This window comes from Pseudomonas frederiksbergensis (assembly GCF_003732705.1).
In the GTDB taxonomy this organism is placed as follows: domain Bacteria; phylum Pseudomonadota; class Gammaproteobacteria; order Pseudomonadales; family Pseudomonadaceae; genus Aquipseudomonas; species Aquipseudomonas frederiksbergensis_F.
Window position 1 is genome coordinate 150,758 of the sequence record NZ_MOBR01000044.1, and the last position, 20,725, is coordinate 171,482.

At 60.9% G+C, this 20,725-nt stretch carries 19 protein-coding genes; 11 read left to right on the forward strand and 8 right to left on the reverse strand.

The window, feature by feature from the left end:
• Positions 1 to 48: 48 nt before the first annotated feature.
• Positions 49 to 957, reverse strand: a complete 909-nt coding sequence (locus BK667_RS32055; protein ID WP_123515015.1) for a LysR family transcriptional regulator — start codon at positions 955 to 957, stop codon at positions 49 to 51.
• 115 nt (positions 958 to 1,072) lie between these two features.
• Here BK667_RS32055 and BK667_RS32060 point away from each other — a divergent pair, with 115 nt between their 5' ends.
• A complete protein-coding gene (locus BK667_RS32060; RefSeq protein ID WP_123599993.1) occupies positions 1,073 to 1,954 on the forward strand; it encodes an MBL fold metallo-hydrolase in 882 nt (293 codons plus the stop codon).
• A gap of 60 nt (positions 1,955 to 2,014) precedes the next feature.
• Positions 2,015 to 2,629, forward strand: coding sequence for an NAD(P)-dependent oxidoreductase (locus BK667_RS32065; protein WP_123599994.1), 615 nt, complete (start codon positions 2,015 to 2,017; stop codon positions 2,627 to 2,629).
• A gap of 117 nt (positions 2,630 to 2,746) precedes the next feature.
• Here the strand turns inward: BK667_RS32065 and BK667_RS32070 are convergent, their stop codons facing one another.
• Entirely contained in the window at positions 2,747 to 3,628 is an 882-nt protein-coding gene (locus BK667_RS32070) for a LysR substrate-binding domain-containing protein (protein WP_123599995.1), read from the reverse strand.
• 159 nt (positions 3,629 to 3,787) lie between these two features.
• Between BK667_RS32070 and BK667_RS32075 the strand changes: the two genes are divergently transcribed.
• The 6 genes from BK667_RS32075 to BK667_RS32100 all read left to right on the forward strand — a co-directional run bounded on the left by BK667_RS32075 (position 3,788) and on the right by BK667_RS32100 (position 11,297).
• Positions 3,788 to 5,425, forward strand: a complete 1,638-nt coding sequence (locus tag BK667_RS32075) for a 5-guanidino-2-oxopentanoate decarboxylase (protein WP_123515007.1) — start codon at positions 3,788 to 3,790, stop codon at positions 5,423 to 5,425.
• Positions 5,422 to 6,870, forward strand: a complete 1,449-nt coding sequence (locus BK667_RS32080) for an aldehyde dehydrogenase family protein (RefSeq protein WP_123599996.1) — start codon at positions 5,422 to 5,424, stop codon at positions 6,868 to 6,870. Before BK667_RS32075 ends, BK667_RS32080 begins: the two co-directional genes overlap by 4 nt.
• 298 nt (positions 6,871 to 7,168) lie before the next feature.
• Positions 7,169 to 8,272 (forward strand): extracellular solute-binding protein, encoded by a 1,104-nt coding sequence (locus BK667_RS32085; RefSeq protein WP_123515003.1) that lies wholly within the window; start codon positions 7,169 to 7,171, stop codon positions 8,270 to 8,272.
• 197 nt (positions 8,273 to 8,469) lie between these two features.
• A complete protein-coding gene (locus BK667_RS32090) occupies positions 8,470 to 9,381 on the forward strand; it encodes an ABC transporter permease (protein WP_123514999.1) in 912 nt (303 codons plus the stop codon).
• Entirely contained in the window at positions 9,378 to 10,226 is an 849-nt protein-coding gene (locus tag BK667_RS32095) for an ABC transporter permease (RefSeq protein WP_123514997.1), read from the forward strand. The genes BK667_RS32090 and BK667_RS32095 overlap by 4 nt, the downstream gene beginning before the upstream one ends.
• 15 nt (positions 10,227 to 10,241) lie before the next feature.
• Positions 10,242 to 11,297 (forward strand): ABC transporter ATP-binding protein, encoded by a 1,056-nt coding sequence (locus tag BK667_RS32100; RefSeq protein ID WP_123599997.1) that lies wholly within the window; start codon positions 10,242 to 10,244, stop codon positions 11,295 to 11,297.
• Positions 11,298 to 11,620: 323 nt separating this feature from the next.
• Here the strand turns inward: BK667_RS32100 and BK667_RS32105 are convergent, their stop codons facing one another.
• Positions 11,621 to 12,550: an AraC family transcriptional regulator gene (locus tag BK667_RS32105; RefSeq protein ID WP_123508579.1), complete on the reverse strand. Its 930-nt coding sequence runs from the start codon at positions 12,548 to 12,550 to the stop codon at positions 11,621 to 11,623.
• Between the two features lie 351 nt (positions 12,551 to 12,901).
• On the opposite strand from BK667_RS32105, the gene BK667_RS32110 reads away from it, so the two are divergent.
• Entirely contained in the window at positions 12,902 to 13,255 is a 354-nt protein-coding gene (locus BK667_RS32110; protein ID WP_123508578.1) for a putative quinol monooxygenase, read from the forward strand.
• Between the two features lie 41 nt (positions 13,256 to 13,296).
• Positions 13,297 to 13,527 (forward strand): hypothetical protein, encoded by a 231-nt coding sequence (locus BK667_RS32115; RefSeq protein WP_054045089.1) that lies wholly within the window; start codon positions 13,297 to 13,299, stop codon positions 13,525 to 13,527.
• 1 nt (position 13,528) lies between these two features.
• Here the strand turns inward: BK667_RS32115 and BK667_RS32120 are convergent, their stop codons facing one another.
• Positions 13,529 to 14,158 carry a flavin reductase family protein gene (locus BK667_RS32120; protein WP_123508577.1) on the reverse strand — a complete coding sequence of 210 codons (630 nt, stop codon included), beginning with the start codon at positions 14,156 to 14,158 and terminating at the stop codon, positions 13,529 to 13,531.
• Between the two features lie 257 nt (positions 14,159 to 14,415).
• Positions 14,416 to 14,649 (reverse strand): hypothetical protein, encoded by a 234-nt coding sequence (locus BK667_RS32130; RefSeq protein WP_123508585.1) that lies wholly within the window; start codon positions 14,647 to 14,649, stop codon positions 14,416 to 14,418.
• A 456-nt stretch (positions 14,650 to 15,105) separates the two neighbouring features.
• Here BK667_RS32130 and BK667_RS32135 point away from each other — a divergent pair, with 456 nt between their 5' ends.
• Positions 15,106 to 15,861 (forward strand): COG4705 family protein, encoded by a 756-nt coding sequence (locus tag BK667_RS32135; RefSeq protein ID WP_123599999.1) that lies wholly within the window; start codon positions 15,106 to 15,108, stop codon positions 15,859 to 15,861.
• A 115-nt stretch (positions 15,862 to 15,976) separates the two neighbouring features.
• Here BK667_RS32135 and BK667_RS32140 read toward each other — a convergent pair whose 3' ends face one another.
• From BK667_RS32140 to BK667_RS32150, 3 genes are all read right to left on the reverse strand, one after another.
• Entirely contained in the window at positions 15,977 to 17,299 is a 1,323-nt protein-coding gene (locus BK667_RS32140; protein WP_123409329.1) for an MFS transporter, read from the reverse strand.
• A gap of 283 nt (positions 17,300 to 17,582) precedes the next feature.
• Positions 17,583 to 18,908 carry a two-component system response regulator MifR gene (mifR, locus tag BK667_RS32145; RefSeq protein WP_123600000.1) on the reverse strand — a complete coding sequence of 442 codons (1,326 nt, stop codon included), beginning with the start codon at positions 18,906 to 18,908 and terminating at the stop codon, positions 17,583 to 17,585.
• Positions 18,902 to 20,710 carry a two-component system sensor histidine kinase MifS gene (locus tag BK667_RS32150; protein ID WP_123600001.1) on the reverse strand — a complete coding sequence of 603 codons (1,809 nt, stop codon included), beginning with the start codon at positions 20,708 to 20,710 and terminating at the stop codon, positions 18,902 to 18,904. The genes mifR and BK667_RS32150 overlap by 7 nt, the downstream gene beginning before the upstream one ends.
• Between the last annotated feature and the right edge of the window lie 15 nt (positions 20,711 to 20,725).

Here is a 20,725-nt window from a genome sequence, read left to right on the forward strand (position 1 = left end):
TTCAAGCTGCAAGCCGCGCGCCGTTAACTTGCAGCTTGCAGCTTAAAGCTAGTAGCTGCCTTTATCCCATTCCGGTTCTTCGGGGAATCTGAGCACCAGGAAGTCCAGCATGCTGCGCATTGTCGATGGCATGTGTTTGCGTGAGGCGTAGACCGCGTACATGTTCATCTGCCGCGGTTCGGCGTGGGGCAGCAGGCGGATCAGTTCGCCGCTGTGGATATGCACGCCGGCCTGGTAGCTGGGCAGCATCGCGATGCCGGCGCCGGCCATGGTCGCGCGCAGCAGGGTGCTGGCCTCGTTGGCGCTGATATTGCCCTGTACCGGCACCGACACCTGTTCGCCGTCCTGCTCGAAATGCCAGAGGCTTTTGCCGAAGTAGGAGTGGGTCAGGCAGTTGTGCTGGCTCAACTCCTCGACCCGCTGGGGCGTCGGGTGTTCTTCCAGGTAGGCCGGGGAGGCGCAGATCACCGAGCGGCACACCGTCAGTCGGCGGGCGATCAGGTTCGGGTCCAGGTCATTGCTGGTGCGGATCGCCAGGTCGATGCGTTCGTCCACCAGGTTCACGGTGCGGTCGATCATTTGCATGTCGATGCTGACGCCGGGGTAGCGCTTGACGTAAGCGGCCATAGCATCCGCCAATTGTGCCTGGCCGAATGAGGTACTGACGCTGATCCGCAGCAAGCCACGGGGCGCTTCGTCCGGTTCGCTGATGGCGGCTTGCATATCCGTGGTCAAGTCGAGCATCTGCCGACAGCGCGGCAGGATTTCGCTGCCCGCCGCCGTCAGGCTCAACTTGCGCGTGGTGCGGTGCATCAACCGGGCGCCAACCCAATCCTCCAGCTCCGCCAGATACCGCGACACCACCGGCCGCGACAGGTCCAGGTGATCGGCCGCCGCTGACTGGCTGCCCAGGTCCACCACCGAGACAAACACCTGCATTGCTTGAAGACGATCCATGATTTGCCCACTTTTAGAAACAAACTATGTTCAAGCATCGCATTTTTTGTACTGAGATTGGCAACTAAGCTCTGTCCCCATCGCCAGACACGGCAATCGGACAACGGAGCAACAGATGATCGGTTTCACCGCAATCAAGCGCATTCTCCTGGCAACCGCCACCCTCGGCTTCGCGGCTCACGCTGCGGCGGCTTCGACCCTGACCCTGGATGTCTACAACCCGGGCGACAAGGCGATTTTCCCGGTGACGTCGGTGCTGGTCAGTGGCAAGAAAGAGGCGATCCTGGTGGACGCGCAGTTCGGCAAATCCCAGGCCGAACAAGTGGTGCAGAAAATCCGCGCCAGCGGCAAGCAACTGACCACCATCTACATCAGCCACGGTGACCCGGATTACTACTTCGGCCTAGACACCCTGACCGCCGCGTTCCCGAACGCCAAGGTGTTGGCCACGCAGCCGACCGTGGACCACATCAAGCAAACCGTCGACGGCAAACTGGCGTTCTGGGGGCCGAAAATGGGCGCCGACGTGCCGGCCAAAACCATCGTGCCGGGCGTGCTCAAGGGCGACAGCCTGATGCTCGAAGGGCAGAAATTGCAGGTGATGGGCCTGGACGGCAAGCAGCCGGATCGCAGTTTTGTGTGGATTCCGTCGATCAAGGCTGTGGTCGGTGGTGTGGTTGTCGCGGAAAACATCCACGTATGGATGGCGGATACGCAGACCGCGCAGTCCCATGCCGATTGGCTGACGACGCTGCATTCGATCGAAACCCTGAAACCGAAAACCATCGTGCCGGGTCACTACCTGGGTGAGAGCGCCCGTTCCCTGGCTGCTGTGCAATTTACGGCTGAGTACATCAAGGCGTTCGACGAAGAAACCGCCAAGGCCAAAGATTCTGCTGAACTGATCGCAGCCATGAAAAAACGCTACCCGACCCTGGGCGAAGAAAGCTCCTTGGAACTGAGCGCCAAAGTCGCCAAGGGCGAGATGAAGTGGTAATCCGCTGACCCTGATCGCCCTGATCAAAACCTGCCACACCTTACCCAACTGGAGAACGTCATGAGCAAAATCGCAATCATCGGTGCCACCGGTCGTGCCGGTAGCCAACTGTTGGAAGAAGCCCTGCGTCGCGGTCACAGCGTTACCGCCATCGCTCGCGACACCTCGAAGATCGGCCAGCGTGCCGGTGTGGTCAGCAAGAACGTTGACGCACTGGATGCCGAAGCGCTGCAAGCCGCTGTTGCCGGGCATGACGTGGTGATCAGTGCTGCGCATTTCTCGACCTTGCCGGCCAGTGCCGTGATCGGGCCGGTAAAGAAGGCTGGGGTCAAACGCTTGCTGGTGGTGGGTGGGGCCGGTTCGTTGTTGCTGCCCAATGGCACTCGTGTGATCGACAGCGAAGGCTTCCCCGAGGAGTACAAGGCTGAGGCCAGTGCCGGGGCGTTGTTCCTGGAGAACCTGCGCAAGGAGCAGGAACTGGACTGGACGTTCGTGTCGCCGTCGGCGGAGTTTGTTGAAGGTGAGCGCACCGGCAAGTTCCGGATCGGCAAGGATGATTTGCTGGTCAGCGCAGAAGGCCGGAGCTGGATCACGTTCGCCGATTATGCGATTGCGCTGCTGGATGAAGTGGAAATGCCGAAGCATTCGCGGCAGCGGTTTGCCGTGGGGTATTGAGATCCACTGATCGTTCCCACGCTCTGCGTGGGAATGCCTCACCGGACGCTCTGCGTTCGGCTCTGGATGGGACGCGGAGCGTCCCGGGCTGCATTCCCACGCGGAGCGTGGGAACGATCAGCGTACAGCGGCCTGTTCTACCAACCACCCCAACAATTCCTGCAACTTCGGCGAAGGCGCCGGCTTCTGCGGCAATACCAGGTAATACCCCAACCCGGTTTTCACCTTCAATTCAAACGGCATGACCAGCCGCCCGGCGCTCAAATCATCGCCGATCAACGACCAATCCCCAATCGCCACCCCCGTCCCTTGGGACGCCATCGACATCGCCAAATCCAGCGTTTCAAAGTGTTGGCCTTTGCCGACATTGCTCAAGTGCACATCCGCCGTGGTCAGCCACGCCTTCCAGTCGCGCTCATCGCGAGTCGGGTGCAGCAGCATGTGTTGTTCCAGATCTTCCGGCGCCTGCAACGGCACCGGCCCTTCGAGATAGGGTTTGGAACACACCGGCGTCAGTTGCTCATCGAACAAGCGATGGGACGCCAGTGACGTATCCGGTGGTACGCCGTAGATCACCGCCGCATCAAACTGCTCACGATGAAAATCCACGCCATGCCGCACCGTCGTGGTCAGTTCCACCGGCACGTCCGGGCGTTCCTTTTGCCATTGCATCAGGCGCGGCAACAACCAGCGCATCACGCAGGTCGGGGCCTTGAGTTGCAGGGTTTCGCGCTTGACGCCGATCTGCTCAACCGCCTCGCCGATCAAGCCGAAAATCTGTTGAACCCGTGGCAGCCACTCCCGTCCTTCGGCGGTCAGTTCCAGGCCTCGGGCCTGGCGAATGAACAACTCATACCCTAGGTGATCTTCCAGCCCGGCGATCTGGCGACTCACCGCGCCCTGGGTGATGTGCAACTGCTCAGCCGCCCGGGTGAAGTTGCAACATTGGGCCGTGATCAGAAAAGTGTGCAGGGCGGGCAGGGGAGGCAGTCGTTTCATGAGGACCCAAGGTATGACGTGAGGACATGGCTAGTATGACTTTTTATCCATTGTTGCGGCTACGTGCCGCCCGTTCCAATGAGGCCATCCCTGGGCTTGCCTTCGCATCATAAACACTGCGCGGGCCCGGCGTCTCAAACGAACAAAAAGGGCAAAGACATGGCGACGTGCGGCGAAGTATTGGTCAAGTTACTCGAAGACTACGGGGTCGAGCAGGTGTTCGGCATTCCCGGGGTGCATACCGTTGAGTTGTATCGCGGGCTGGCCCGTTCGAGTATCAACCACGTCACCCCGCGTCACGAACAGGGCGCCGGTTTCATGGCCGACGGCTATGCGCGCACCAGCGGCAAACCGGGCGTGTGCTTCATCATCACCGGCCCGGGCATGACCAACATCACCACGGCGATGGGCCAGGCGTATGCCGACTCGATCCCGATGCTGGTGATCTCCAGCGTGCAAACCCGCAACCAATTGGGCGGCGGGCGCGGCAAGCTGCATGAGCTGCCAAACCAGAGCGCACTGGTCGGCGGCGTGGCGGCGTTCTCCCACACCCTGATGTCGGCGTCCGAATTGCCGGGCGTGTTGGCCCGTGCGTTTGCGCTGTTCCAGGCCGGGCGTCCGCGCCCGGTGCACATTGAAATTCCGTTGGATGTATTGGTGGAAGAGGCCGACGACTTGCTCGCCAGCGTCCCGGTCAACATCGACCGCGCCGGTGCTGCGCCGAGTGCCGTTTCGCGCATGACCGAGTTGCTGGCGGTTGCCAAACGTCCACTGATCCTGGCCGGTGGCGGCGCCATCGAAGCCGCTGCCGAGCTGACTGAATTGGCGGAATTGCTCGACGCACCGGTTGCGCTGACCATCAACGCCAAAGGCATGCTCGAATCCAACCATCCACTGCTGATCGGTTCGACCCAAAGCCTGGTCGCCACTCGCGCCCTGGTCGCCGAGGCCGACGTCGTGCTGGCCATCGGCACCGAACTGGCCGAGACCGACTACGACGTGACCTTCGCCGGCGGTTTCGAAATCCCCGGCAAACTGCTGCGCGTCGACATCGACCCGGACCAGACCGTGCGCAACTACCCGCCGCACGTGGCGCTGGTGTCCGACTCGCGCAACGCCGCCCAAGCCCTGCTCAGCGCGCTGTCCCACAAATCGTTGGCCGAGCGCCGCAACGATTGGGGTCAGGTGCGTGCCGCGCGGTTGCGTGAAGAACTCGCCGCGACCTGGGATGCGCCGACCCTGGCTCAAACCCGTTTCCTCGAAACCGTCCTCCACGAATTACCGGATGCGGTGTTCGTCGGCGATTCGACCCAACCGGTGTACACCGGCAACCTGACCTTCAACCCGGAACGTCCGCGCCGCTGGTTCAACTCGTCCACCGGTTACGGCACCCTGGGTTATGCCTTGCCGGCAGCGATTGGCGCCTGGCTTGGCGGCAGCGCTGAAAGCGGTTCGCGTCCTCCTGTTGTGTGCCTGATCGGCGACGGCGGCCTGCAATTCACCCTGCCGGAACTGGCCAGCGCCGTGGAAGCGCGCACGCCAGTGATCGTGCTGCTGTGGAATAACCAGGGCTACGAAGAGATCAAGAAATACATGGTCAATCGCGCCATCGAACCGGTGGGCGTGGACATCTACACCCCGGACTTTGTCGGTGTGGCCAAGGCCCTGGGTTGCGCCGCCGAAGCGGTCAACGGTGTCGAGCAACTGCGCAGCGCCTTGCGCGCCGCCACCGACCGCCAAGGCCCGACCCTGATTGAAATCGATCAGACCCAGTGGATGAAGGCGGTGTCGAAATGACTTTTCCAACAACGCTGGACGGTCTCTATATCGACGGCCAATGGTCGGCGGGCAGCGAACACCTGCGCGTGATCAACCCGGCCACCGAAGCCCTGTTGACCACCGTGAATGGCGGCGATGAGACAGCCGTCGATCAAGCCGTCCACGCCGCGACCAACGCCTTCACGGACTGGTCGAAAACCACCGGCACCGAACGCGGCGCGATCCTGCGCCGCATCGCTGCTGGCGTAGCGGCGGGTCGCGAACAGCTGATGCATTTGCAGTCGAGCAACAACGGCAAACCGCTGTTCGAAGCGGCCATCGATGTGGACGACGTGATCGCCACGTTCGAGTACTACGCCGGTCTGGCTGAAGGCCTGGACGCCAAGCAGGACAGCTCCGTCGAGTTGCCAAGCGACGACTTCAGTGCGCGCTTGCGCCGTGAACCGTGCGGCGTGGTCGGCCTGATCGTGCCGTGGAATTTCCCGATGGTCACCACCGCCTGGAAACTCGCCCCGGCCCTGGCTGCCGGCTGCTGCGTGGTGCTCAAGCCGTCGGAAGTCACGCCGCTGCCGGAGCTGGAACTGGCCGCGATCATCGCCGAGGCCGGCCTGCCTAAAGGCGTGTTCAACCTGGTTTGCGGAACTGGTCTGGCGGTCGGCGCGCCGCTGTCGGCGGATCCGCGCATTGCCAAGATTTCCTTCACCGGCAGCAACGCGGTGGGCGTTCAGGTGATGCAACGCGCCGCCGAAACCGTGAAGGGCGTAAGCCTGGAACTGGGCGGTAAATCCTCGCTGCTGGTGCTCAAGGACGCCGACGTCGAATTGGCCGTGGAACTGGCCTGCGGCGGTGGTTTCTTCAACGCCGGGCAGATGTGTTCCGCCACCAGCCGCGTGCTGGTCGCCGATGAACTGGCGGATGAATTCCTGATTCGTTTGCAGGCCCGGGCCGAAGCGATTCGCGTGGCCGACCCGTTCGACCCGAACGTGGAAATGGGCGCGCTGGTCAATCAGGCGCAATACCAGCGTGTACTCGGCCACATCGATCGCGGTTTGAGCGCGGGCGCCAAGCTGATTTGCGGCGGCAATCGTCCAGCGGATCTGCCGCGCGGTTATTTTTTGCAGCCGACAATCTTCACCGAAGTGCCCCTCGACAGTGCGCTGTGGTGTGAAGAGATTTTCGGGCCGGTGATCTGCGTGCGCAGTTTTGCCTCTGAAGCCGAAGCAATTGCCCTGGCCAACGACAGCCAGTTCGGCCTGGTGGCCAGTGTGGTCAGCCGTGACAACGCAGCGGCGGATCGGGTCGCCAACGCTCTGCAGGCGGGCCTTGTGTGGATCAACGCGCCGCAAGTGATCTTCCCGCAGACCGCTTGGGGTGGCTACAAACAGAGCAGCATCGGCCGCGAGTTGGGGCCGTGGGGTTTGCAGGCGTTCCAGGAAATCAAACACGTGATTCGGACCGTCTGATCGCCTTTCACTGTAGGAGCGAGCCTGCTCGCGAAGGACGTTAACGATGACGCGGGGATGCCTGAATAAACGCGGCGCCCGTGCGCTATTCGCGAGCAGGCTCGCTCCCACATGAGGCATGCGTTGGCGTCATGGCTTCAATGAGTTTTTATCGATAGTCAGGTGTTTTGCACGACCTCAGGATGAACCCGTCGGCTCAGCTCAAGTCCTTTCAAACCGGGGGCTGGAAGCAGATCCGACCGCGCGGATGCAACGGTTGCGACCAACCTCATACTTACAAAAACAAAGGGAGTCCTTCATGGGCCAGCATGATCTGAACAGACGTCAATTCATCAAAACCGTGGGCGTGGCTTCGGTTGCAGCGGCGGCCATGAGCATGCCCTTCATCCGTGCCAATGCCAGCGACACCCGTTTCCAGGGCAAAACCCTGCGCCTGCTGACCTGGTCCGATGACACCGGCCTGGCCGCATTGCGCAATATCGCGGCGACTTTCGAAGCCAAGTACGGCTGCAAAGTCATCGCCGACCGCACTGGCAGCACCTCGGAAATGGTCGCCAAACTCAAGGCCGGCGGTGATCGTCCGCAGTACGACATCATCACCCTGGCGGGCGTCGGTGCCGAAGGCCTGGCCGCCGCCGATCTTCTGGAAAAGCCCGACCTCAACCGCATCCCCAACCTGGTGGACGTGCCGGAGAAATACCGCACCGGCGCCAATGGTCACGGCATCGGTTACCTGCTGTGGTGCAACAGCCTGGTCTACAGCACTCGCACCCAGACTGAAGCGCCAACCAGTTACGCCGCGCTGTGGGACGCCGAGTTGGCGCCGAACATTTTCCTGCCGCCGCCGAACTGGACCGAAGCGATGGACCTGATCATCATCGCCGCCAAACTGGCCGGGGGTGACGAACACAACATCGAGCCGGGCTTCAAGAAACTTGCGGAGCTGAAAGATCGCGTGGTCACGTTGGGCGAAAACCCGAACCAGATTGCCGAGCTGTTCCGCACCGGTTCCCTGGACATGGGCGGCCTCTACGCCCCGGCGTTTTTCCCGAAACAGATCCGCGACCCGGCCTACGGTCTGAGCGCAACCTTTGGCATGAAGGAAGGTTTCTACACCGACCTGATGCAATCGGTAATGCCGAAAAATCGTCCGGGCGATACCGACCTGGCCTACGCCTTCATCAACCACTCTCTGGACCCGCTGGTGCAGGGCAAGATGGCCGAAGACATCTACAACGGCCCGGTCAACGCCAAGGCGATCATCTCCGCCGAAGCGCGCAAGAGCCCGTACATCCTCACGCCAGAGCAGATTGCCGACAAGGCGATCATGCACGACAACGCCTTCCTGGCCACCGTGCATGACCAATGGATTCGTCGCTACACGGAAATCTTTTCTTCCTGATTGAGTGGTGAACACCGATTTCGAAATCACCACAAATCCCCCAGTGGGAGCGAGCCTGCTCGCGAATGCGGACTGACATTCACCATTGATGTCGACTGACAGATCGCTTTCGCGAGCAGGCTCGCTCCCACAAGGGGGGTGGAGGTGGATTCAAGGGCTGTGTTTGCCAGCTGCTTTCCATTGACGAGACTCTTGCTATGGAACACCAACCACATCTGACTCATCCGGTCGCCGTCGCGCCAGCGCCTTCGCGCCGGGGTGTGTCGCCGACCACCCGCGCCTGGCTTTTTCTGTCGCCGTCGATGCTGTTTCTCGGCGTGCTGATTGCCGCGAGCCTGCTGGTACTGCGCATGAGCGTCGGCACCAAAGGCGCGGAGTGGACCGGGTTCAGCCTGGCCAGTTACGCGCAGTTGCTCGAACCGTACTACCTCAAATCCCTGATGCTGACCCTGCGCCTGGCGTTGTTCAGCGCAGTGATCGCGGTGCTGTTGGCGATCCCGGTGGCCTACACCATGTCGCGGCTGACGTCGCCGTTTATCCGGCGGATCTTCCTCGCGGCGGTGTTGCTGCCATTGCTGGTCAACCTGCTGCTGCAAAGCTACGGCTGGCTGGTGATTCTCGGCCCGGCCGGGATGCTCAATCAGGCGCTGTTGGGTCTGGGTTTGATCAAGCGCCCGATCATGCTGCTCTACAACCAGAACGGCGTGTTGATGGGCCTGGTGCAAACCGCGTTCCCGCTGGCCGTGCTGCCGATTGCCAGCGCCATGCGCGGCGTTGCTCGCACCTATGAAGAAGCCGCCGCCACTCTCGGCGCCAGTCGCTTTCAGGTATTCCGCCAAGTGGTGTTGCCGATGAGTCTGCCGGGGATCATCACCGGCGCAACGTTGGTGTTCGCCTACAACGCCAGCAGCTTCGTGGTGCCGTTGCTGCTCGGCGGTCGTCGCGTGCCGATGCTCGCGGTCATGGTGCATGACCAGATCGCCCCGCTGATGAACTGGCCCGCCGCGTCCGCTGCCGGTGTGGTGTTGATCGTCACCACCCTGGCGATCATGACCTTGTCCGAATACATCACCGGCCGTCGTCGGCGCATGCTGGAGGCTTCGCAATGAGTACGCTGACCAAGAAACGTTATGGCCTGCTGCCGGGGGAAACCGGCAAGTTTGCCGGCATCCTGTCGGGCTTCATCCTGCTGTTGGCGGTGCTGCCGATCCTGACCATGATCGTCATGTCGTTCAGCGGCGCCTCGAACCTCGACTTCCCGCCCAGCAGCTACAGCCTGCAATGGTATCGCGCGGCCTGGCACACCTTCGTTTCGCCGGACGCCAGCGACGTGCTGAGCCTCGGCAAAGCCATGACCACCAGCCTGATGGTGGCGTGCCTGACCATGGTCTTCGCCACGATCATCGCCGTGCCGGCGGCTTATGCGCTGACCCGTTGCGAATTCCGTGGCAAAGCCGTGGCCCTGCAATTGATGTCGCTGCCGTTGGTGTTCCCGATGGTGGTGCTGGGGCTGGCGTTGCTGCTGGTGTTCGACAGCCTGCCGTTCCAGATCACCACTTCAAGATTGGTGATCGCCCACGTGATCCTGGCGTTGCCGTTCGTGGTGAAAAACTGCACGGCAGCGATGCTCTCCATCGGCAGCGAAGTCGAAGAGGCCGCGCAAATGCTCGGCGCCTCGCCGACCCGCGCGATCATCGATGTCGTGGTGCCGTTGATGAAATCGGGGATTCTGGCGGGGATGCTGCTGGCGTTCATCGTCTCGTTCAACGAGTTCACCGTGACCTATTTCCTCTACACCATCGACGTCATGACCGTGCCGATCTGGATGTACAGCCGCACCGTGTCATCGCTGGACCCAACCGTTTTCTCGTTTGCCGTGCTGATCGTGCTGATCGACTTCGTCCTGATCTGGGCGTTGGAGAAGCTGGTCGGTGAAGGTGGCGTTTCGTTCTGATTCTTGAGGTGCAACATGACTGGTCTGATTCTGGAAAACGTCGAGAAACACTACGGCTCGGCCTGCGCGGTAAAGGATGTAAACCTGCATTTGCCCGAGGGCAAACTGGTGTGTTTCCTCGGCCCTTCGGGCTGCGGCAAAACCACGTTGCTGCGGATGATCGCCGGGCTCGAAACCCTGAGCGGCGGCGAGATTCGCCTGGACGGCGAAGACATCGGCCACACCCCGGCGCACCAGCGTAACTTCGGCATGGTGTTCCAGTCGCTGGCGTTGTTTCCGCACATGACGGTGGGGGAGAACATCGCTTATCCGCTGAAACTGCGTGGCGTGAGCAAGGCTGATCAGCAGGCGCGGGTGGTGGAATTGCTGGAGCTGATTCAACTGAAGGAGATGATTGATCGCCCGGTGGCGAAACTCTCCGGCGGTCAACGCCAGCGCGTGGCGATTGCCCGGGCGATTGCCTCGCGGCCGAAAATCCTGCTGCTCGATGAGCCGCTGTCGGCGCTGGATGCCAAGTTGCGCGAGTCGATGCAGGTGGAAATCCGTCAACTGCAACAGCGCTTGAACATCACCACGATCATGGTGACCCACGATCAGCGTGAAGCCATGACCATGGCTGATATCGTCGTGGTGTTGGGCGAGCACAAGGTGCAGCAAGTGGGCACGCCGATTGAAATCTATCGGCACCCGGCCAATGAGTTTGTCGCGGACTTTATCGGTTCGGGCAATATCTTTCCGGCTACCGCATTGGGTAACGGCAAGGTTGGCTTGCCGGGTGGTGATGCGCTGGAGGTGCCGATCTGCAGCAGCATTGTGGTGGGGGAGAAGATCAAGATGCTGATTCGCCCTGAGGACCTGCAACTGTCTCATCCCCAGGCGACGGCGGGGAATCGGTTGCTGGGCAAAGTGACGTTTGTGCGGGACATCGGCGCGACGATTGAGACGACGGTTGAGTGTTCGGGGGTGTCGTTTACCGCGTTGAGTACGCCGTGTCAGGGGTTTGGGTTGAGCATTGGCAATCCGGTTTCGGTGACGTTACCGGCGGAAGCTTGCCGGGTACTCAGCGCCTGATATCGGGTTTCTGCCTTTCGATCCACCCCTCACCCCAACCCTCTCCCCAGAGGGGCGAGGGGGCTGACCGAGTTGTTCTTAGAGCTACATCGACCTGAAATATCGAGTCGAACTCAAGCCTTGAAAAGCATGAAGATCGGCTCCCTTTCCCCCTCTCCCCAGAGGGGCGAGGGGGCTGACCGAGTTGTTCTTAGAGCTACATCGACCTGAAATATCGAGTCGAACTCAAGCCTTGAAAAGCATGAAGATCGGCTCCCTTTCCCCCTCTCCCCTCTGGGGAGAGGGTTGGGGTGAGGGGTGGTTTTCGAGCCCCACCCAAAACCTCAAACCGACAACCGCAACCGCGCCAAATCCCGCAACGGCGGTGCGCCAAACAACCGGCTGTACTCGCGACTGAACTGCGACGGACTTTCATACCCCACCCGATACCCCGCCGCCGACGCTTCCAGCCCTTCGGCGAGCATCAAGCGCCGCGCTTCCTGCAAGCGCAACTGCTTCTGATACTGCAACGGACTCATGGCCGTCATTGCCTTGAAACGGTGATGCAGGGTCGACACGCTCAGGTTCACTTCCTTCGCCAGATCATCAATGCGCAACGGCTGTTCATAGTGGCCGTTAAGCCATTTGATCGCCTGGCTGATGCGATGGCTCTGGCTGTTGGCGATGGCGATTTCATACAAACGATGGCCCTGCTGACTGCGCAACAGGCGATAAAGAATTTCCCGGCGGATCAACGGCGCGAGCATGGCGATGTCTTTCGGGGTGTCGAGCAAACGGGCCAGGCGCAGCACGGCGTCGAGCATCGCGGCGTCCAGTCGTTCAACGTACAGGCCGCGCCCGGTGGGCCGGGTGGGCACGCCCATGGGCCCGGCGTCGGCGATCAGCGCGGTGATTTCCGCCGGGTCGATGTCCAGGCGTATGGAGAGAATCGGTTCTTCGGAGGTGATGGTGACCACGCGGCCGCTCACCGGCATCGACACCGAAACCACCAGGTAATTGAGTGGGTCGTATGTGAAGACCTCGTCGACCAGCCGAACCTCCTTGCGCCCCTGGGCCATGATGCACAGTGCCGGTTGCGCCAGCCCCGGCGAAAACTGATGGGTCTGGCTGTAGCGACCCATGAACAGCGAACCGACGGCAGTCGCATAATTGCCATCCTCCGTCGTATTGCGGCGGATGATCGCGGCCAGTTCCTCGCGCTGTTTCTCCATGTCGGCGTCCAGCGGGGCTTCAAAGTGATCGAACGACGACATGCGGGGATTCCTCATTGAGGGGGTGGTCGTTGAAGCGTTGTTGATGGGGCAGAGCTTAAGTTTGTGCAATCGACAGCGGTAGACACATCCTGCCTGATGCTTGCCTGATTCTGCATTGGCTTGTTTCGCGGCGTTGCCAGAGCAGTGCCGCCGGGCTGAAACTTGCTTGAAATCGCTGTGTCATCATCCGGACACGTCCAAGTCGTTGATTCAGTGCGGTTTGGCCATCCTCGCAGGATTGTGCAACAAGCTGGCAGGAATCGACTAACGGCAACCCCGCTGCGCCGCCTAACCTTGGATCCTGTCGCAGCCCGTCCCTGGCTGCCACACGACTCCCTGGGAGGGTTGAACATGTCTACGCAGATTCCCGTCAGCCATATGGCTTTTGTTCGTGCCCGCGCCGGGCGTTCGGCGGAACTCGGTGTACGCCTGAGCGCGTTGATCGAGCCGTCCCGTTCGGCCGGCGGTTGCCTGAGCTTTTCCCTGCAACACTCGCAATGCGATCCCGACCTGTGGCTGGTGTCCGGTTTCTGGACCCATCAACAGGCCATGACCGCGTACTTCAGCACCCCCGCCATGCAGATTTTCGCCGAGCTGGTGCAGGATCTGGTGGTCAACAGCCTGGATTTCCATACCTTCAAGGACGTCTCGGCCGCCCAAGCCCTGGGGCCGACCAAAGCACAGGTGCACAAACTGGTCGGTTGAGGGTTTAATGGCTTCATTCTCATTTAGCCAGGATCCGCGACATGGCACGTAAAGCCTTTGATCATTTTGAAGCTGTATCCGCTGTAGTACCGGGCGAGGGTGGTTACCACGCCGCGATCGCCGTCAAAGCCATCGGTGGCACCGGTGCGCCACGTTTCCACAAAGTGCTGGAAGATCAAATCTTCAAGACCGCAAACGAGGCCGACCTGGCTGCCGCCAAAGAGCTGACCCGCCTCAAAGACGTCAAAGAAGACGCTGACTTGCTTTGGTAAGTTATTTTTTCGCCCCTGGGCGATACATTTTGAACAATGCCTCTGGTCCCAGCTGAAAGTAATCCGCCGGCCCGCCGCCGCGCAGAATCGGTTCTGCCGCGGCGGTGTCGTACACCCCATCCTTCAACAACCATTTGGCGATATGCACGGCGACCACTTCGCCGAGAATCAGCCAACTCGGCACCACATCCCCATTCGCGCGCTGCAACTGAATGATCTGCGTGACCTTGCACTCGAACGACACCGGGCTTTCGGCGACCCGTGGCACCTGAATGATTTTCGACGGGGCGGCTGTCAGTCCGGCCAGTTCGAATTCGTTGGTGTCGGGCGTGACCATCGCGCTGCTCTGGTTCATCCGCTCGGCCAGTGGCCGGGTCGCCAGGTTCCAGGCGAATTCGCCGGTCTGTTCGATGTTGTTCAGGCTGTCTTTGCGCCCGACGCTGGAGAATCCAATGATTGGCGGAATGTAGTTGAACGCGTTGAAAAAGCTGTAGGGCGCCAGGTTGAGCTGGCCGTTGGCGTCTTGCGAAGAAATCCAGCCGATGGGGCGCGGGCCGACGATGGCGTTGAACGGGTCATGGGGCAGGCCGTGGCCGTTGGCGGGTTCGTAGTAGTGGATGTCGTCGGGCATGTTTTGGATTCCTGGGGCGGTGTTCGGGATGCGGCCATAGTGCAAGCGCACGCCGGTAATTTCCAGTCAGACGAAGATCCCTGTGGGAGCGAGCTTGCTCGCGATAGCGGAAGATCAGTCACCCTAAGTGTTGAATGTGAAACCGCTATCGCGAGCAAGCTCGCTCCCACAGTTTCTTCGACATTCCTTCAGGTTTTCTTTGCCCCCAAAAACGACTAAGCCCGGCCGAAGCCGGGCTGTTCAATCCCTCCGATGGGTTAACCGATAGCACCCGCAGTGCCGGTTTTATCAAAGCCGTCAGCGGCAATCGCGCCTGCGGTGCCAGTGTGATCAAAACCATCCGAGGCGACAGCGCCCGAGTGGGTGTACTCGACGGCAGCAGTGGCGCCAGAGATGAAGTCTGCCGTGCCGGTTTTGTCGGAACCATCTGCGGCATAGGTGTTGGCTGCCAGTACGGTCAGGGCCAGGGCGAGGAACAGTTTGGTTTTCATGATAGTGACTCCGGTTTCGTAAAAGGTGATCTTTAACTGCAATTTCAGGCTAAAAAACATCGATTAATTAGATGTTAAGGCCGCCAAATGTTCGCGCTTTCAGGGCTTGAGCGGGCGTATCGCCGTTAATCGATCAGACAGAGGCAGGATGGGTTTTGGGCATTAACCGGTGATTAATCCCGGGTAACAGTTTTTTCATGTGGGTCTACCCGATCCCGGGGCCTTAGTGGCTTTGGGGCCTGCAATTGATATACGTGGGGTAGGCGGGGATGGATGCACCCGGCTGGAAAAGGTCGCGCAGATCAGTGATTTTGCTGGGTTATGCGTAAAGCAATTTGTGTACATGACAGAATTTTCATACAGCACCTACCTATTTTTCACCGCTTCGCCGCCAGTCTGCGCGTCGGCCATAACCCTAAGAAAACGGCCGTCATGACCACTGGAGTTTTATCCGTAATGAATAAGCTGCCTCAAATCACTCTGGCGTTTTGGGTGATGAAAATCTGTGCGACGACCCTGGGGGAAACCGCCGGTGACTTGCTGTCGATGACCCTCAACGTTGGCTACGCCATCAGCTCGCTGATTTTGATCAGTGTGTTCGTGCTGACCCTGGTCACGCAGTTAATGTCCAAAACCTATAAACCGTGGCTGTACTGGATCGTGATTCTGTCCACCAGCACGGCCGGCACCACCATGTCCGACTTCATGGACCGCACCCTCGAGTTGGGTTACGCCACGGGGTCGATGATCCTGATCGCGATTCTGGCGGGGATCTTCGCAGCCTGGCGACTGAGCGGCGATTCGCTGAATGTCAGCAAGGTCCAAACCTTTCGCGGTGAGATGTTCTACTGGATGGCGATTCTGTTTTCCAACACCCTGGGCACCGCGCTCGGTGACTACCTGGCGGACGACTCGGGCCTGGGCTTTGCTGGCGGCGCACTCTTGATCGGCTCGACCATCGCGGTGGTGGTGCTGCTCAAATACTTCACGAAGATTTCGTCGGTGCTGTTGTTCTGGGTGGCGTTCGTGCTGACACGGCCATTCGGCGCAACCCTGGGCGACTTCCTGACCAAACCCCATGAAAAGGGTGGCCTGGATTTCGGCACCATTGGCTCGTCGCTGGTATTGGCGGGGATTCTGGTGGTGATGATTGCGGGCGCGGCTTACGCGCAGAACAAATATGGCAAGCGCGCGGTGGCCGAGTTGTCCTGATAGACCGGGGCGCAGCGTTCGCGGGCAAGCCTCGCTCCAACAGGGGAATGCATTCCAAATGTAGGAGCGAGGCTTGCCCGCGAAGAGGCCATTACAGCCACTATCAATGTAGCTGTCAGTCCGTCTCGATCCGCGAATGCTTGCGGGTGTCCTTCATGGTCACGTACACCAGCAGCGACACGGCGATGCACGCGGTGACATACCAGTAGTAACCGGTTTCCATGCCAATGCTCTTGAACCACAGCGCGATGTATTCCGCGGTGCCGCCGAAGATCGACACGGTCAGCGCATACGGCAGGCCAACGCCCAGGGCACGGATCTCGGTCGGGAACAGTTCGGCTTTGACCACCGCGTTGATCGAGGTGTAGCCGCTGACGATGATCAGCGCCGCCATGATCAGGAAGAACGCGCCCCACCAGGTCTGGATGGTGTGCAGGGTGGTGAGGATCGGCACGGTGAACAGCGTGCCCAATACACCGAAGGCAATCAGGATCGGCCGGCGACCGACCTTATCCGACAAGCCGCCGATGATCGGTTGCAGGCACATGAACAGGAACAACGTGGCCGCCGAGATGCTGGTGGAGTCGGTGATGCTCATGCCGACGGTGTTCACCAGGTATTTCTGCATGTAGGTGGTGTAGGTGTAGAACGCCAGGGTGCCGCCCATGGTCAGGCCGACCACGGTCATCAGCTCTTTCGGGTGGCGCATCAAGGTGCGCATGGCGCTTTCTTTTTTCTCTTTCTTGACCTTGTTGAACGACTCGGTCTCTTCCATGCCGCGACGCAGGTAGAGCGCGACGACCGCACACAGCGCGCCGATGGCGAACGGGATGCGCCAGCCCCAGGCGTACAGCTGTTCGGTGGTCAGGGTCTGTTGCAGCACGATCAGCACCGCCAACGCGATGAGCTGGCCGGAGATCAGGGTCACGTACTGGAAGCTGGAATAGAAACCGCGACGTTCCTTGGTCGCCATCTCGCTGAGGTACGTGGCCGATGTGCCGTACTCGCCACCGACCGACAGGCCTTGCAGCAAGCGCGCGAACACCAGCAGGATCGGCGCGCCGATGCCGATGGTTTCGTAGTTGGGGCTCAGGGCGATCAGCAGCGAGCCGAAACACATCAGGTACACCGAGGCCATCAGTGCGCGTTTACGCCCGGCGCGGTCGGCGTAGAGGCCCATCAACCAGCCACCGATCGGACGCATCAGAAAGCCCACGGCGAAGATCGCGGCGGTGTTCATCAGTTGCGCGGTGGAGGAACCGGCGGGGAAGAAGGACTTGGCGAAGTACAGGGAGAACGCGGCGTAGACGTACCAGTCGTACCACTCGACCATGTTGCCGACAGAGCCGCTGAAGATCGATTTGATCCGGCTGGCGGTGGTTCTTTCTTTGGCAGGCGCAGCGGCCGACCCAAGGGGCAGGGCGTTGGAGTTATCCATTGAAGGATCCTTCGTTTAATTGTTTTTGTGGAGCGCGTGTAAACGCAGCCTGCAGGGGCTATAGCAGGAGGTGTGCCAAGGGGAGGAGGGCCGGTTTAGAGGGGGTGATGGGGTTGGCTGAGCGGATAGTCGCTCAAGGTTAAGAAGCAGATGAGCGGATTTCCGCCTAATGATCGTTCCCACGCTCCGCGTAGGAATGCATCAAGGGACGCTCCGCGTCCCAGGTACGAGTGACGCGGAGCGTCACGGGCTGCATTCCCACGCGGAGCGTGGGAACGATCAGTTAGAGGAACATCTCCCGACTCAACCCATGTCTTTGCAACTTTTCATTGAAGGTCCTGCGCGGCAGTTGCAGCTCTTCAAGCACCGCTTTCACATCGCCCTTATGCCGGGTCAACGCCGCGCGCAAGCAGTGGGCTTCGAAGGCTTCCTGTTGCGCGGCAAGGGATTGGCCAGGGTCGATCCCAACCGGCTCCGGTTCACCGAGCCCCAACACTTGGCGCTCGGCGACGTTCGCCAGTTCTCGCACATTGCCCGGCCAGTCGTGGCTCAGCAGGTGACTCAGTTGCGGGCCGCTCAACGGCGGGAAGGTCCGGCCCAGGCGCTCGGCGGCATTCTGGGCGAAGGTTTCGAACAACAACGGAATGTCTTCACGCCGCTCGCGCAACGGCGGCAAACGCAATTCGGCGACATTCAAGCGATAAGCCAAATCCTCGCGAAAGCGCCCGGCCCGGGCTTCGTCCAGCAAGTCGGGTTTGGTCGCAGCGATGATTCGCAAGTCCACGCGAATGCTCTGGTTCGAGCCCAAGCGCTCGAGCTTCTGCTCCTGCAACACCCGCAACAACTTGACCTGCTGCGCCAGGGGCATGCTTTCGATTTCATCGAGAAACAATGTGCCGCCATCGGCGTATTCGAGCTTGCCGATGCGCTTGCCCGAAGCCCCGGTGAATGCGCCACTCTCGTGCCCGAATAGCTCGGCCTCGAACAATTGCTCAGGAATCGCCGCGCAGTTCAACGCCACGAACGGTTTGTCTGCACGCGGGCCAAAGTCATGCAGGCAGCGGGCGACCAACTCTTTACCACTGCCGGTTTCGCCACGGATCAACACGTTGACCGGCAACGTCGCCAAATCCAGCACCTGCCGACGCAACGTCTGCAAGCCACGGGACACGCCCAACAGCGTGGCATCGAGTTTGGCGCGGTTGTCGGCTTGTTCATGCAGCGCACGGTTTTCCAGGACCAACCGGCGCTTTTCCAGGGCCCGACGCAGGCTGCCGAGCAGGGTTTCCGGGCTGAAGGGTTTTTCGAGAAAGTCGTATGCGCCATCGCGCATGGCTTCGACCGCCATCGGCACATCGCCGTGACCGGTCAGCAGGATCACCGGCAAATCGGCATCCCGGCGCTGCACTTCGGCCAACAGTTCCAGGCCGGTCATGCCGGGCATGCGCACGTCGCTGAGGATTACGCCGGGGAAATGCGCCGGCAACTGCGCCAGGCATTCATCGGCGCGGCTGAACAGCTGCACCTCAAACCCCGACAGGCTCAGCCATTGTTCGACGGCGCTGCGGATGCTGCTTTCGTCGTCGACCACCATCACCGAATTCAGCATGAGACGGGCACCTCCAGATCGATCGGCAAGGTCAGGGTGAACACGGCGCCATTGTCATGATTGTCCGCCGACAGACGTCCGCCGGATTCGTGGGCGATGGCAAACGATACCGCCAGCCCCAGGCCCAAACCATCACCCACCGGTTTGGTGGTGAAGAACGGATCGAACACATTCGGCAGGTGTTCTTCAGCAATCCCGCCGCCGTTGTCGGCGACGGTCAGGCGCCACAGTTGTTCATCGGCTTCGAGGCGGATTTCCAGGCGTTTGCAGGGTTTGTCGTGCACCGCGTCGAGGGCGTTGCGCAGCAGGTTGATTAGCACTTGTTCCAGGCGAATCGCATCGCCGCGCACCCACGCCGGGCGCGTCAGGTGCAGCACGGTGCTGACGTTTTCATCCCGCAGGCGCGCATCGAGCAACTGCAAGGATTGATCGACCACCGCCGCCAGATCCAGTCGTTCGCGCAAACCGCTGGGGCTTTTACGGGCGAAGGTTTTCAGGTGACCGGTCAGTGCCGCCATGCGCGTCAACATGTCATCCACCGGTTTCAGCGCTTTGTAAGCGTCATCGACCCGGCCGTGATCGAGCAGTAAACGCAAGGTCGCCAACTGCATGCGCTGGGCGGTCAGTGGCTGGTTGATTTCATGGGCCAGGGCCGCCGACATCTGCCCCAGCGCCGCGAGTTTGGCCGATTGCACCAGACCGTCCTGGGCAGTGCGCAGGTCGCGGGTGCGTTCTTCCACCAGTTGTTCGAGTTCTTCGCGGCTGCGCTGGCGCATCTTCGCCAGGCGCCAGCGCTGGTTGAGGAACAGCAGCAAAAACACCAGCGCCAGCCACGAGCCTGCGGCTGCGAGGCCGGCATTGCGGCTGTCTTCGAACGCGACTTGCGGGCGACGCAGCAGGTGCAGGGTCCAGCCTTCGGCGGGCAGCGGCAGAGATTCCCACAGGTAATCCGCCGTGCCGTCGGGGCCTTCGACTCGGGCCAGGTCGCTGTTGTCGTCGAAGCGGCGTTTCGATTGATAGACCAGCGGCGTCAGCGGTTGCTTGTCGTATTGTCGGGTGACTTTCAGTTCGGTGTGATCGCTGTCGTTCAGCGGTTTCAATGTGCGATAACGCCAGCCCGGTTGGTTGGCGATGAAGATGATCCCGCGCGCATCGCTGACCAGCAAGGTGTCGGTGCCTTGGCGCCATTCCCGTTCAAGCTCGGGGAATTCGAGTTTCACCACCATGGCGCCGAGGAACTCGCCGTTGTCGCGGGTCACTGCGCTGGACAGGAAATATCCGGGAATGCCACTGGTCACGCCCACCGCATAAAAACGCCCGGTGCCCTGGGTGCGGGTCTGGCTGAAGTAAGGACGAAAGCCGTAGTTGTGGCCGACATAACTGCTGGGCAAGCGCCAATTGCTGGCGGCCACGGCGAGGCCCGTGTGGTCGAGCAATTCCAGGGTCGAGGATTGCGCGGCGCCGTTGATCTTTTCCAGTTTGCGGTTCAGCAGGTCCTGTTGTTCAGGGCTCACCGGGCTATCCAGGGCCGACCGCAATTCCGGGTCCAGCGCCAGCACGGCGGGCAGGGCGCGGTAGCGGTCGATCAGGGTGTGCAGGGAATTGGCGTACAGCGCCAGTTGCTGATTGGCGCGCGCGGCGTCTTCTTCCAGGGCCTGGCGTTCGGCGTGGCGCATGGCCAGGGCAGCGGCCAGCACTGCGCCGGCAACGATCAGTAGGGTGTAAAGCGTCAGGCGCAGGGGACGGGCAGTCGCGGGCATGGCGTCGTAAACAGTCGGCAATACGGGGGCGCACGATAGCATGGAGTCACGCTGGCA